Origin of the sequence: Bacillus sp. AG4(2022) (assembly GCF_031844465.1) — a bacterium.
GTDB classification, from domain to species: Bacteria; Bacillota; Bacilli; order Bacillales; family Cytobacillaceae; genus Bacillus_AB; species Bacillus_AB infantis.
Genome location: NZ_JAUZVH010000002.1, coordinates 212,065 through 225,757, shown reverse-complemented (window position 1 = coordinate 225,757; position 13,693 = coordinate 212,065). Strand labels below are relative to the sequence as shown.

14 protein-coding genes are annotated in these 13,693 nt (G+C 46.5%); all 14 read right to left on the bottom strand.

Translation table 11 applies throughout. The annotated features are described in order from the left end of the window. Window positions 1-10: 10 nt before the first annotated feature. Window positions 11-1,117, bottom strand: a complete 1,107-nt coding sequence (locus tag Q9R36_RS06625; protein ID WP_311224684.1) for a prephenate dehydrogenase — start codon at window positions 1,115-1,117, stop codon at window positions 11-13. Window positions 1,118-1,184: 67 nt separating this feature from the next. Next, complete coding sequence (hisC, locus tag Q9R36_RS06620) at window positions 1,185-2,285, bottom strand: histidinol-phosphate transaminase (RefSeq protein ID WP_009794851.1); 1,101 nt, start codon at window positions 2,283-2,285, stop codon at window positions 1,185-1,187. Between the two features lie 102 nt (window positions 2,286-2,387). Beyond that, a complete protein-coding gene (gene aroH / locus Q9R36_RS06615) occupies window positions 2,388-2,753 on the bottom strand; it encodes a chorismate mutase (protein ID WP_253617927.1) in 366 nt (121 codons plus the stop codon). Then, the gene (gene aroB, locus Q9R36_RS06610) at window positions 2,750-3,841 is read right to left on the bottom strand and encodes a 3-dehydroquinate synthase (RefSeq protein ID WP_148949142.1); all 1,092 of its coding nucleotides are present in this window, start codon (window positions 3,839-3,841) and stop codon (window positions 2,750-2,752) included. The genes aroH and aroB overlap by 4 nt, the downstream gene beginning before the upstream one ends. Further along, window positions 3,841-5,013, bottom strand: coding sequence for a chorismate synthase (aroC, locus tag Q9R36_RS06605; RefSeq protein ID WP_311224683.1), 1,173 nt, complete (start codon window positions 5,011-5,013; stop codon window positions 3,841-3,843). The genes aroB and aroC overlap by 1 nt, the downstream gene beginning before the upstream one ends. Window positions 5,014-5,273: 260 nt before the next feature. Next, window positions 5,274-6,047 carry a CheR family methyltransferase gene (locus Q9R36_RS06600; protein WP_257991682.1) on the bottom strand — a complete coding sequence of 258 codons (774 nt, stop codon included), beginning with the start codon at window positions 6,045-6,047 and terminating at the stop codon, window positions 5,274-5,276. A 139-nt stretch (window positions 6,048-6,186) separates the two neighbouring features. Beyond that, on the bottom strand, window positions 6,187-6,633 hold the full coding sequence (gene ndk / locus Q9R36_RS06595; RefSeq protein WP_094767149.1) for a nucleoside-diphosphate kinase: 447 nt from the start codon (window positions 6,631-6,633) through the stop codon (window positions 6,187-6,189). Window positions 6,634-6,725: 92 nt separating this feature from the next. Continuing rightward, window positions 6,726-7,688 carry a heptaprenyl diphosphate synthase component II gene (gene hepT, locus Q9R36_RS06590; protein ID WP_311224682.1) on the bottom strand — a complete coding sequence of 321 codons (963 nt, stop codon included), beginning with the start codon at window positions 7,686-7,688 and terminating at the stop codon, window positions 6,726-6,728. A 127-nt stretch (window positions 7,689-7,815) separates the two neighbouring features. After that, window positions 7,816-8,520, bottom strand: a complete 705-nt coding sequence (locus tag Q9R36_RS06585) for a demethylmenaquinone methyltransferase (protein WP_311224681.1) — start codon at window positions 8,518-8,520, stop codon at window positions 7,816-7,818. A gap of 5 nt (window positions 8,521-8,525) precedes the next feature. Continuing rightward, window positions 8,526-9,356, bottom strand: a complete 831-nt coding sequence (locus Q9R36_RS06580; RefSeq protein WP_257991686.1) for a heptaprenyl diphosphate synthase component 1 — start codon at window positions 9,354-9,356, stop codon at window positions 8,526-8,528. A gap of 251 nt (window positions 9,357-9,607) precedes the next feature. Further along, window positions 9,608-9,844: a trp RNA-binding attenuation protein MtrB gene (mtrB, locus tag Q9R36_RS06575; protein ID WP_022544139.1), complete on the bottom strand. Its 237-nt coding sequence runs from the start codon at window positions 9,842-9,844 to the stop codon at window positions 9,608-9,610. 75 nt (window positions 9,845-9,919) lie between these two features. Next, window positions 9,920-10,486, bottom strand: a complete 567-nt coding sequence (gene folE, locus Q9R36_RS06570) for a GTP cyclohydrolase I FolE (RefSeq protein ID WP_224900886.1) — start codon at window positions 10,484-10,486, stop codon at window positions 9,920-9,922. A 239-nt stretch (window positions 10,487-10,725) separates the two neighbouring features. Beyond that, on the bottom strand, window positions 10,726-10,998 hold the full coding sequence (locus Q9R36_RS06565; RefSeq protein ID WP_009794840.1) for an HU family DNA-binding protein: 273 nt from the start codon (window positions 10,996-10,998) through the stop codon (window positions 10,726-10,728). Window positions 10,999-11,998: 1,000 nt separating this feature from the next. Further along, a complete protein-coding gene (spoIVA, locus tag Q9R36_RS06560; protein ID WP_009794839.1) occupies window positions 11,999-13,477 on the bottom strand; it encodes a stage IV sporulation protein A in 1,479 nt (492 codons plus the stop codon). Between the last annotated feature and the right edge of the window lie 216 nt (window positions 13,478-13,693).

Below are 13,693 nucleotides of genomic sequence, written 5' to 3'. Positions count from 1 at the left end.
CAATTGCTTATTACGGCCCGGCAGAGGTTTCATAGGCGGTATAATGATGAATGCATGCTGCCGCCCGGTCCCTGTCCTCTTCCGTCTGAAAACTGATCACAAGCACACCGTATATCTCTTCCCTTGTCTCAAGGATTCTGATATTGGTTATGCTGATCTCTGCTTTGGCCAGATAGCCGGTGATTTCAGAAATGACCCCGGGATAATCGGGGACATCAACGAATAGATCATAAAACGCAGGAATTGCACCCTTCTGCTTCTGGGGCAGGTCATCTCTGAATTGCTTGGCGCCCTCAAAATACTGCCGGATATCCTCAGAGCTTTGATTTTCCAGCATCACTGCCACCCGCTCCATTTCCGCCTGCCAGCTTTCCAAAAGCTTCAGGAGTACTTCCTTGTTAGCAAGAAGGATATCCCTCCACATTTCGGGGCTGCTTGAGGCAATCCTTGTAATATCACGGAATCCCCCTGCAGCAAGCCGGGGAACCAGCTCATGTGAGCGGCTTTCCTTTTCAGCCTGATGAACGAGCGAGGCTGCTATGATATGGGGAAAATGGCTGATGATGCCGGTCAGATAATCATGCTCTTCCGGTGATACCTGGATGAATTTTGCTTTTGTCCCTGCAAGCCATTCCTTTAGCGCCATAATGTCCTTCTCCTTAACATGTGGCTCTGGAGTAAGCAGATAGAATGCGTTCTCGAATAAAATTTCCTTCGCTGCGATCACACCGCTTTTATGGGAGCCTGCCATAGGATGGCCTCCGATGAATATGATTCCCTTTTCTTTAAGGCCTGCAGCACTTTTGACGACCTCTGCCTTTGTACTTCCTGCATCAGAAATAATGACGCCTTTTTTCAGCTGCATTCTGCCCAGTCTGGCAAGTATATCGGCAGTTACCTTCACAGGCGCGGCCAGCAGGATTAAATCAGCCTTTGCCGCTCCTTCTTCAATGCTATCCTCAGCCTCATCAATCACTCCCAGCATCCTTGCGAGCCTGCATTGCTCCGCATTAATATCAAAACCGGCTATGGATGCTTCTTTATGCTGCCGCTTTATGCCGAGAGCCAGTGAACCGCCTATCAGCCCGAGGCCGATAATGAATACGCGGCCTTCCATAAAAAATCACCGCCTTTGCCATGCTGCTCTTTTGCTTATCCGGACTGACCCACGTGGATGCTGGTCCTTATAGGGCCGCTGCTGTTTCCTCCAAAAATTGGCCGATCAGTTCCATAATTTCTTCATTCTGCTCTTTTGAGCCAATCGTGACCCTTATGGACTGCGGGCAGCCAAGACCTGCGCCAGACCGTACGATATAGCCTTTTTCCAGCAGATATTGAAAAACTTCATTAGCATCGCGCTTAAAATCAATCAGGATGAAATTGCCCTGGGACGGATAATAACTAAGGCCTGCCTGGTCGCAGAATGAGTAGAACTGTTCCAGCCCTTCTCTGTTCCTGTTCCGGCATTCTTCCACATATTTCTGATCCTTAACCGCTTCCGCAGCAGCCATCTGTGCAAAAGTATTCACATTGAACGGCTCCCTCGCAGGCTCCAGCGCCCTGACTACGTCCTCCCCGGCGATGCCATACCCGATCCTGAGGCTGGCAAGACCGTAGATTTTTGAGAAGGTCCTGAGCACAATCAGATTGCTGAACTTCTCCAGCAGGCTCACTGCATGGTAGTAATCATCAGCAACTGCATACTCGCAATAGGCCTCGTCGAGTACCACAAGTATATCTTCCGGCACCTTTTCCAGGAATGAAACAAGCTTGCTCTCATTTATATAGATCCCAGTCGGATTATTCGGGCTGCAGAGCCATACAACAGATGTATTTTCATCAATGGCTTCAAGCATCCCCTCCAGATCATGGGCACCGTCAAGCAGGGGAATCTCCTTCACTTCAGCACCTTCAATCACTGCATTGTGCTTATACTGGGGGAATGTCGGTGCAGCCATGATTGTATTCCTTCCAGGCCCCAGCAGGGCGCGCGAGATGATCTGGATCACTTCATCCGAACCATTGCCGAATATAAGCTGTCCTGGTTCAGTTCCAAGATGGGAAGCCAATATGCTTCTCAGTTCGCCGGCATATCCATCTGGATATTTTGCAAAAATGCCCGAGCTTTTTTGAAGGGCTTTTGCTGCTTCTTCCGAGCATCCGAAAGGATTCTCATTTGATGCAAGCTTCACAATCTTTTCAAGCCCATATTGTTTTTTTACGTCTTCAATAGATTTGCCTGGCTGGTATGGTGTTAAATCCAGCAATTGTTTTTTCCACTTCATAATATAAACCGCCCCTCCAACTCTTCTTTCCGCTACCTAATTAAAGTAATAAAGAACTGCTTTTATTTTATCATAAGCGCGCCTGTCTGGTGAGAGGCAGAATCATTTCTTTTCCAAATCAGGCCTGAGGACAACCGCTCCCCCAAGATAAACATGGCCGATCTCCTGCTGGCTCTTTTCTGTATTTAAATGGATCATAACCCGGATGCAAAGCGGCAGAGCGTCCTGCACCGACATTTCACGCATGCACATTACAGGTACATGCTTCCAGCCATCAAGCGTCCGCATGGCTTTGGCAGGGAAACCCTGGTCAATATCATCAGTCGCGGAGATGAATACAGAAGCAACCTCTTCCGGGGCTATGCTGTTTTCATCTATCATTTTCTTTAACAGGAGTTCTGCTGCTGCTGCAATCTCTTTTTCTGTGTTCGATTGCACTGTAATTGCTCCCCTGACACCTCTGATCATTTTTCAGCCCCCTTTACGGCAAACATCTCCAGCGCTTCCTTAAGCTCCCCGTCAGGGATTTCTGAGAGAACCGGATGGCCGATACTATCAAGAAGAACAAAGTTCACTGCTTGCCCGATTGCCTTTTTATCCTTCTTCATCCTGGACAGAAGTTCTGCAGGATGAAGGCCCTCCGGCAATGAAATGGAATAGCCCAGGCCCATCAGCCAGTCCCGGAATTGCCCGGTATCGAAATCGAGTCCGCATTTTTCGATGCTTAGTTCCAGGGCATACAGCATCCCGATGACCACCGCTTCGCCGTGTGTCATTTTTCCATAACCGGATTCCGCTTCAATTGCATGTCCGAGTGTGTGGCCAAAATTCAAGAAGGCCCTGACCCCTGCTTCCTTTTCATCCTCGGAAACAAAAGCATTTTTAACCTGTATGCCTTTCGAAAGAATGAACAGCCATTCCTCATCTTTCATGTCCTTAAGCGAGTGGACATTATCCAGCAGCCAGCTGTAAAAAGAATGGTCCTTAATGAGTGCGTGCTTGACTGCTTCACCAAACCCTGACCTTATCTCCCTATCGGGCAGCGACTTTAAAAAATCCAGGTCATAAACAACAGCTTCAGGCTGATGGAATGCACCAATCATATTTTTGCCTTCAGGATGGTTGATGCCTACCTTGCCTCCCACTGCGCTGTCATGCGCAAGTATGGTTGTCGGAACCTGGATGAACGGGATGCCCCTCATGAAGGTGGCGGCAGCAAAGCCGGCGAGATCTCCCACTGCTCCTCCCCCCAGGGCGATGACAGCCGATTTCCTATCAAGTTTCTTTTCAAGAGCAAAAGTCAAAGCTGCATAATAAACGTCAAACGTTTTTGCTTTTTCCCCGCTTGGAACAATATGTATAGAAGGATTAAATTCAGCAAGGGCTTCTTTCACCCTGTCAAGATGCAGGGATGCTACTGTCTCATCCGTTATAATCAGCAGGCTGGTCAGGCCGGGAAGCTTCTCTCTAAGCAAGCCGCCCAGTTCTCTCACAGCACCGGCGCCGATGAGGACCGGATATTCTTTTGAAGGGGTTTTAATGGTGATGGTCTCCATTAAAATTCCCTCGCATATTTCCGCTGTGCATTTACACTATCAATCAGAGCATCCATTCTGTCTGCATAAAACTGGCCGCATATAGCGGAGGCCAGTTCCCAGGCAACGACATTTTCTGCAACAACGGCAGCAGCAGGGACAGCGCAGCTGTCAGACCGCTCAATGCTTGCAGTGAATGGCTCTTTCGTTTCGATGTCTACACTCTGCAGCGGCTTATACAGGGTAGGAATCGGCTTCATAACACCTCTTACTACAATCGGCATCCCTGTAGTCATACCGCCTTCAAATCCTCCAAGGCGATTAGTTTTCCTGGTATAGCCATCTTCACTATCCCAGGCAATCTCGTCATGGACCTCGCTTCCAGGCTTGCGCGCCGCTTCAAAGCCCAGTCCGAATTCGACTCCTTTGAATGCATTGATGCTAACGATGGTAGCAGCCAGCTTTGCATCCAGCTTCCGGTCATAATGGACATATGATCCAACGCCGGCAGGCATTCCTTCAACGATTACCTCGACAATCCCGCCGATGGAATCGCCATTGGCCTTTGCATCGTCAATGGCCTGCATCATCCTTGGCTCTGCTTCCGGATCAAGGCAGCGGACCGGAGAGTTTTCCGTCCTTTCCTTTACTTCGGCCAGGCTTTCATACGAAGCAGCGGCAGATTGGATCCCGCCGATTTCAACTACATGTGAGGCGACTTCAATTCCCAGCAGACTAAGCAGCTTCTTAGCTGCAGCCCCGGCTGCCACCCTGACTGTCGTTTCCCTGGCAGAGGAACGCTCCAACACATTGCGCATGTCGCGGTGCCCGTACTTGATGGCACCGTTCAGATCAGCATGACCTGGGCGCGGCCGTGAGATTTTCCTCTTTATTTCACTTTCTTCTTCAGGAGAAACCGGCTCCTGGCCCATAACTTTTGTCCAGTGCTTCCAGTCATTATTCTCTACTTCAAGTGCGACCGGTGAACCTAAAGTGTAGCCATGGCGGATACCCCCGGCAATTTGCACGGTATCCTTTTCAATCTGCATCCGCCTTCCGCGGCCATGGCCTTTCTGCCTTCTGGCCAGTTCTGCATTAATATCTTCTTCGAGCAGCGGCATTCCTGCCGGCAGCCCTTCAATTATAACGGTCAGCTGAGGACCGTGTGATTCACCTGCTGTTAAGTATCTCAAAACTCTTTCCCCCTTCAACTCATTAAAGGATTATGTACCAATATATCACACACACTATCATTAGCATAGCAAAAATTAAGAATTTTTCAGACAGCTGCCGAAAAAAACACTTTGGCCTCTCCCGGCAAGCTCCCATCCAGTTTTGCCGTTGATGCCATTTTAGCATGCCTCCACCAGCACTACAAAAGCAAGAGCAATAAGCACATCCTTCTTATAAAAGAAAAAAAACCATGAAGACTTCTTCACAGTTTTACTTCCTGCTATTTTTTTCTGTAAAAAAAAGTATCCTCCGTAGCCAGTCCATACAAGCCAGGATTAAAAATCTGCTCTGTACTGCCTACAAAGAACAGTCCCCCAGGTTTTAAGGCTCCACTGAACTTGTGGTAGAGCCCATCCTTTGCTTCTTCTGTAAAATAAATAAGGACATTCCGGCAGACGATTAAATCATACGGTCCTCCGAAGGGATCAGACAGCAGGTTCTGTTTTTTGAAGACAACAGTCTTTTTTATCTCGTCTGATATTTTGTAAAGGCTTCCTTCTTGCGTAAAGTACTTCTTTTTCATTTCAAGAGGCATCTCATTCAGGGACCTCTCCTGATAAATGCCTGCCTGCGCTCTTGCCAGCACCTTTTCGTCAATATCTGTAGCAAGCACCTGGAATTGGGAGAGCGGCAAGAATTTTGCCAGGATCATGGCAATCGTATACGGCTCTTCGCCTGTAGAGCAAGCCGCACTCCATACCTTCAGCCTTCCCCCCCTGGCAGACATAGCAGGCAGCAGCTGAGTTTCAAGTATGTCCCACCTTTTCGCATTTCTGTAAAACTCAGATACATTAATAGTCATCCGATCAAGAAACTCCTCCAGCAATTCTTTATTCCTGCTTAAACCCTGGTAGAAATCCGAAAAAGAATGATATCCTTTTTTTTCGTATAAAGATATAAGGCGTCTTTTCATCTGCGCTTCTTTATAAAGTGAAAGGTCGATTCCTGTCTTTGCTTTAATCTGTCTGATAAACTCCTGATATTCCCCCGGCATTTCTGTTCTCCCCTATTGCTTATTTAACACTAGTATAGCTGAAAAAAGAGAAGGGAGAGTGGTTTTTTTGCTATATTTCGCCAAAATATGTGTATGCGGTTACAAAAAAAGACACTTGCAGGCAAGTGTCTTTAATGGATTAGTTAACCCAGTCATTAATCAGTTTGGAATATCCGGCAAGCTCGGATTCATTGAAGAAAAGGCCGATTTCACGCTCTGCACTCTCTGGGGAGTCTGAACCGTGAATAATATTCTTACCTACAGTTACGGCAAAATCTCCGCGGATTGTCCCTGGGGCAGCATCCTTAGGATTTGTGGATCCCATCATCTGGCGGGCTGTCGCAATAACATTTTCTCCTTCCCAAACCATTGCAAATACCGGTCCGGAAGTAATGAAATCAACTAGTTCACCAAAGAATGGGCGCTCTTTATGCTCTCCATAATGCTGCTCAGCCAGTTCCTTTGAAATAACCATCAATTTACCGCCGGCAAGCTGAAAGCCTTTTTTTTCAAAACGGCTGACAATTTCACCGACAAGATTGCGCTGGACGCCGTCAGGCTTGACCATTAAAAAAGTTTTCTCCATTGTCTCCACTCCTAAAATCTTATGTATGAACAGCTCTATAATAGAGACATCCATGGAGAATAGTATCATTTTTTCGACAATTCTGCAACCGCTTAAAACTTTCTCTTGCCAATAAATTTAGCAATATCCCGGAGCGATTTTTTGGCCCTGTTTTGCGGAAGGGTATCAAGGACTGCAAGCGCCTTGGACAAATATTGGTTGCTGACAGTAAACGAACGCTCAATTGCGCCGGAATTTTTAATCAGGGAGATCACTTTTTCAATTTCTTTGCTATCCATCGTTTCATTCACTTTAACGATTTCCCGGCGAATGTCTTCGTCCTCCATGGCAAATAGGACAGGCAGCGTAATATTCCCCTGGAGCAGGTCTCCCCCTGCAGGCTTTCCAAGCTCTTTCTCCGTGCCCGTGAAATCAAGAATATCATCGGTAATCTGAAAGGACATGCCAACATAATAGCCAAATCTATACAGCTTCTTATGGATGCTTTCATCAACTCCTGCTGCAACTGCCCCAAGCTGGCAGCTTGCCGCGATCAGAAGTGCCGTCTTTCTTTTGATCCTCAAAAGGTAATCCCTCAGGTTCTGATCAAAGCGGTATTTATCCTTGATCTGCTCAATCTCCCCCACACAGACTTCCACAATCGTCTTTGCCAGGATTTCATGTGCCTCCGGGCGCTCAATCTGTGTCATCACTTCAAGGGATTTGGCAAAAATATAATCGCCTGTATACATGGCCGTGCGATTGTCCCATTTCGCTTTGATGGTAGGTTTGCCCCTTCGCAGCTCTGCATCATCAATGACATCATCATGCACCAGGGATGCCATATGGATCAGTTCAAGGGCTACAGCCACTTTTTTTATCTCGCTGATATCATATGAACCGAATTTCGCAGACAGCAAAACAAAAACAGGACGGATTCTTTTTCCTCCTGCCTGCAGCAAATGCATGGATGCATTTCGCAATAAAGGAGACTCTGCCTGCACGGTCTCCTCTAATGACTGTTCAATAATATTAATGTCAGAATCTAAAAATGAATACATCATCTTTAATTTCATCTTGTATCCACCCAGCTTTAATCATGTTTGCAAGCCTGTTAATCGACGAGCAACAAGTACTTATTTTCTCGGGGCCCGCCAGTCACGGAAAGCCCCATCTTTCTCGGGCTGCAAACAGATGCAGAACTTACTTCAAGCCTGTATGGACAGCAGCAACTCCCCCGCTGTAAGGCTTGAAGGCTACACTTTTGAAGCCTGCGCTCTCAAACATCGCAGCAAGCTCCTTCATGCCTGGAAAATCCCTTGCCGACTCCTGGAGCCAGGAATATTCTTTATAGCTTTTCGCAAACACCCTTCCGAACAGCGGCATGATGTAGCGGAAATAAGCATAATAGAGCTGCTTGTAGCCGAACATGGTCGGCTGCGAGGTTTCCAGGCATACTGCCATCCCGCCCGGCTTAAGGACCCTGTTCATTTCCCTCAGGACCTGCATATAATCAGGGACATTCCTCAGTCCGAAGCCAATGGTGACATAATCAAAAGAATTGTCTTCAAACGGCAGCTCCATCGCATTGCCGTGAATGAGCTCCACCTGGGACAAATTCCTGCTTTTCACCTTTTCCTCGCCGATCTTCAGCATATTCTTGCTGAAATCCAGCCCTTTGACTTCACCATCAGTACCGACGGCTTCTGCGAGCGCAATGGTCCAGTCTGCAGTCCCGCAGCAGAGATCCAGAGCTTTCTGCCCTTTCTGGACGCTCATCTTTTTCATGGTATCTTTGCGCCATCTCTTATGCTGCTGGAAGCTGATGACAGAATTCATCTGGTCATAGTTTCCGTATATCTTCTCGAATACGCCGTGTACGCGCTCTGCTTTGGATTGTTGTTCCATAAAAGTCACCCTTCTTCTGCAATGGATTTTGTCATGGGCTGATGCTGGTCAAGAATGGAATGGATCCGCTCCTCCAGCAGGCTATTAAGGAAAGGGACAGCTTTCATGCCTTTGTCAATCATATCTTTTGAGTGATCGATATAGCGGTTGGCTATCAGAAGAAGATATCTTTTCTGCTCAGCAGACAGGTCGGCAAGCTCTTGTTCCTTTTTAGGGAATACCAGGCGTTTAAGCCGCTCAAACAGAAAGGATGTTCCGTGATCCAGATAGCGTCCCCTTTCTTCCATGAGCCTCTTCATCAGCAGAAGGTGGGATGACAGCTCGATCCAGGCCGGCTTGTTATAGCATCCTGCGATTTTTGAGAACAGAGAGGACTCTATCAGCCTGACGCTTTCCATCAGTCCTTCTACATTTTCTGTTTCATGCTGGTAGACAGAGATTTTGTGCTCGTTCACTTCTTTGATGCCGTCCGACAGCAGCCGGATCATTCCGATATCCTTTGATTCCGAGAGAATCTTATAATATAAGCTGCTGTAGTAAATGCCGGCCAGGACAGTAAGCTGCCTGTTTTTTTGCTTTTCGCCGGCAATTTGTGTATTGCTGACCTGTTCATGGGTATCAAGGGCGACTTGTATAAGCATGGCTGTCACTGAGTAGTCATTCTTCTGCTTCTGAGTCAATTCAGCTTCATTGAGCATGGAGACAAGAAGGAGCAGCTTATCCTGATCGATAACCGGCTCATCAATATATTTAAGCAGGTAAGGGTGGAGAACCTTTCCCTCAATCTGCTTCCGGACATATTCCATATTTATTTTAATATCCTGCAATCTGATCACCCTTGTTCCCCGAAGGTCATTTATGTATTTCCTATGATGCCTGTAGATTCTTTTTTATAAAAGGCGGTGCTGGTCTGGGCGCTACCCATATAGCATTCGCCATTAGGGGCCATTTTAATATTGTCCACAATGAAACAGAGACAATTATATCATAAAAGGGGTAGCCGTGGCAGATTATATTGAAAGTTATGTTCCGCCGGAAGCAAAAATGCCAGGCTTAAAGACCTCTGGAAATTTACGGTGCCCTGCTCCTATTTTTTCGCTTCGCTTTCCACTTCTCCATAGCATGTCATGATGGAGGCATTGCCCCTGATTTTTATCGCTGAAGTATGCTCGGTGAATTGGGCGATCATGACTTCCCCTTTATCAAGTTTTTCAGAATGGTGAAAGCGTGTGTCTGAGCCTCTGGTCAGCCCAATCACATTCACGCCGTCTTCCTTTGCTTTAATTACCACATAGTCTCCTGCCGGGTTATTTCTCGTTTCCATTTCCTTCACTCCTTCAAGCCGCCATCGGCCAAGATAAAAGGCTAAAAGCAGTACTTTCAGCCTCAGGGATGCAGATTAATCTTTGATTAATGAAAGGACTTCAGCTCTCGCCCTGGCATCCTCTGCCAGCACACCTCTTACTGCAGAAGTGACAGTCTTGGAACCAGGCTTTTTAACGCCTCTCATCGTCATGCACATATGCTCAGCCTCTACAATGACCATTACACCGTGGGGCTCCAATTTTTCCATAATAGCATTCGCTACAGTAGAGGTGATCCGCTCTTGCAGCTGCGGCCTTTTTGCCACGGCCTCGACTGCCCTTGCAAGCTTGCTGAGCCCTGTTACCCTGCCATTCCTAGGGATATAGGCAACATGGGCCTTCCCAAAGAAAGGAACCAGATGGTGCTCACACATGCTGTAGAATGGGATGTCCTTTACAAGAACAAGCTCCTCATGCTCTTCGCCAAAAATAGTTTCAAAGTATTCTTTGGGATCCTGTCCAATCCCCATAAAAACCTCTTCATACATCTTGGCCACACGCTTCGGTGTATCTAGCAGGCCTTCGCGGTTAGGGTCTTCTCCGATTGCTTCTAATATAGAACGCACCGCTTCTTCGATTTGGGCGCGGTTGACATTTGCCATGATTCATCCTCCTAAACCATATCTCTCTAGTGCCTTTACCCCTACATATTAGCACATCCATTTCCAAACAGGCAAAATACAAGGTGTGAGGCTTGTGACCTCGGTGCAGCTGCTGGATGATGATCAAGAATTGCTCATGGCCTGCAACTTACCATTTATATATTCCCAAGCAAAAATAAAAGGCCGCGAAGAATTTCGCGGCCTTTTGCTCAAGCATAAGCTTAAAGCACGGTATGTACTTATTTAACAGCGTCTTTAAGCGCTTTACCTGGTTTAAAAGCAGGAACTTTGCTTGCAGCGATTTCGATTTCATCACCAGTCTGCGGGTTGCGGCCCTTACGTGCAGCGCGCTCGCGGACTTCAAAGTTTCCGAAACCGATCAATTGTACTTTATCACCATTTTTAAGTGCGTTAAGAATAGTATCAAATACAGCGTCAACTGCTTTAGTAGCGTCCTTTTTAGAAAGCTCGCCAGCTTCAGCAACTGCGTTAATTAGTTCTGTCTTGTTCATGCCTTTCACCTCCTCCCAAAAATCTTGCCCTGATAAGGATCTTATCATCATTTGTAAACAAATTTACGGAATTCTATACGTCGTGATGATTGGCATACCTTATATTAAATGAACGGCATGAAGATTTCAATCTTTTTTGCTAAAAAACCTTAATATATAAGGGTTTTCGCGGCCACGACGGTAATTCTGTTAAAAGATTATCATAATCATCTGGGCATATCAAGAAATATTCATTAATTAATGGTAATCTTTTCTTATTTGAAACAAACTTGTAATAAGACACCCTTTTTTGTTACCCAAATCACTATTTTTCAAAACATATATCCTATTTTATCAATTGGCTTACCTAGGGCTCCTAGTTGATAACGGAAGCTTTCAGTCTGGCATTCAGCACTGCTCTAAGGAATCAAGCTAAGTTTCATACGACTTAACAGCAATGTTTAACACAGCCAATTGATAAGGCTCTTTTCTCATAGATTGTTGCTATTTTGCCTTCCTTATAAGAGGTGATAAATTACACCTTCAGGAGGCAAATGCTGCTAGTGCTTGCCATAGCGGCATGCTGAAAAATAAGCGGAGAATTTCCCCCTAAGTTTGAAAAAACTCTAAAAACAGCTCAAATAGACGGAGAAATTCCGTCTATCGACTCAAAAAACAGGAAAATGGGCATTTTCGCTCCACATAACCGGAAATTTTCCGCTTATTTACAATCACCCAGACCATATTCAGCAGCTTAACCGGAAATTCTCCCCTTATTTTAAGGCTTGCTGGTCACTCAAATAAGAATAAGACTTCCTGTTTTTTAAAACCACTCCTGCCCTGTTAGCCCAAAAAACCTTTCTTCACGCGATACCGAAAAATGTAAATCATTCTTTATAATCATTAAAAGCAACAATCTTTACGGTAAGAGCCCTTGATAAAGTTCCAAAACGGTCCCCAGTATACCACGCTAAAAAAGAAGCGCTAAAAAGGGCAGCTTCCGCTGCCCTTCAGATTTTCATTATAGGATGATGGCAATCAGGCCGCCGGATCCTTCATTGATGATTCTTTCCAGCGTTTCCTTCAGCTTGTATCTGGCGTTTTCAGGCATGAGAGAAAGCTTTGCCTGAATTCCTTCTCTTACGATGGAGCTGAGGGAGCGGCCAAATATATCAGAATTCCAGATGGATAGAGGATCGTCTTCAAAATCCTGCATCAGATAGCGGACAAGCTCCTCGCTTTGCTTCTCAGTGCCTATGATCGGGGCAAACTCGGATTCGACATCCACCTTGATCATATGGATGGAAGGCGCCACCGCTTTGAGGCGTACCCCGAAACGTGCTCCCTGACGGATGATTTCCGGCTCATCAAGGCTCATATCAGCAAGCGACGGTGCTGCTATGCCGTAGCCGGTCTGCTTCACCATTTTCAGCGCATCCGAAATCTGGTCATACTCAGCTTTCGCATGGGCAAAGTCCTGCATCAGTTCAAGAAGATGATCCTTGCCGCGGATTTCAACCCCCACAATTTCTTTCAAAATCTCATCATATAGGTCATCCGGGGCAAAGAGGTCGATCTCTGCAACCCCCTGGCCCATTTCTATTCCGGCGAGGCCTGCCCTGTCTATGAATTCATAGTCGCTGAAAAGGTGGACAACACGGTCTACATCTCTCAGCCGTTTGATATCCTTGACGGTTTCCTTCACAGCTTCCTGGTAGCTCTCGCGGAGCCAGTGATTCTCCCGCAGGACCATCACCCAGCTTGGCAGGTTGACATTTACTTCGAGTACCGGGAATTCGTACAATGCTTCACGCATTACGCTCAATACGTCTGTTTCCCTCATGCTTTCCACGCTCATGGCCAGCACTGGAATGTCATACTTCTCAGACAGCTGGACTCTCAGCGCTTCAGTGTTCGGGTGGTGAGGCTGGACGCTGTTGACGACCATAATGAAAGGCTTGCCGACCTCTTTCAGCTCCTCAATGACTCTTTCCTCAGCCTCGAGATAATTCGTGCGCGGTATTTCCCCGATTGTACCGTCTGTTGTGATGACAACACCAATCGTTGAATGCTCCTGGATGACTTTTCTTGTCCCGATCTCCGCTGCTTCATGGAAGGGGATCGGTTCTTCATACCAAGGTGTAGTAATCATTCTTGGACCATTTTCATCTTCATAGCCTTTGGCTCCAGGCACTGTATAGCCGACACAGTCGACGAGCCTGATGTTGACATCCAGCCCCTCTGCCACCTGGACGGCAGCTGCCTGATTAGGGACGAATTTGGGCTCTGTCGTCATGATGGTTTTTCCTGCCGCACTTTGCGGGAGTTCGTCCTGTGTGCGCGCCCGGTCTGCCTCATTGCTCATATTCGGAAGCACCACCAGCTCCATGAACTTTTTGATAAACGTGGATTTACCAGTGCGGACGGCACCAACTACTCCGAAATAAATATCGCCGCCTGTTCTTTCGGCAATATCTTTAAAAATATCTACCTTTTCCAAGTGATCCCCTCCTGAATCTTGAGTTAGTGGGATAATATTATCCTATCATTCAATTATTTTTGGACATTATATATTTATGACGTTGTCCTATTTCTTTATGACAGTTTTTTTATTTTTATCCCCTTACTCTCCCGCTTTGAAAAAGCACACTCTCTCTATACGCTGGAAAATCGCTTTTAAAAAAGAAAAACCCTTCTCCTACAATATATTTTGCAG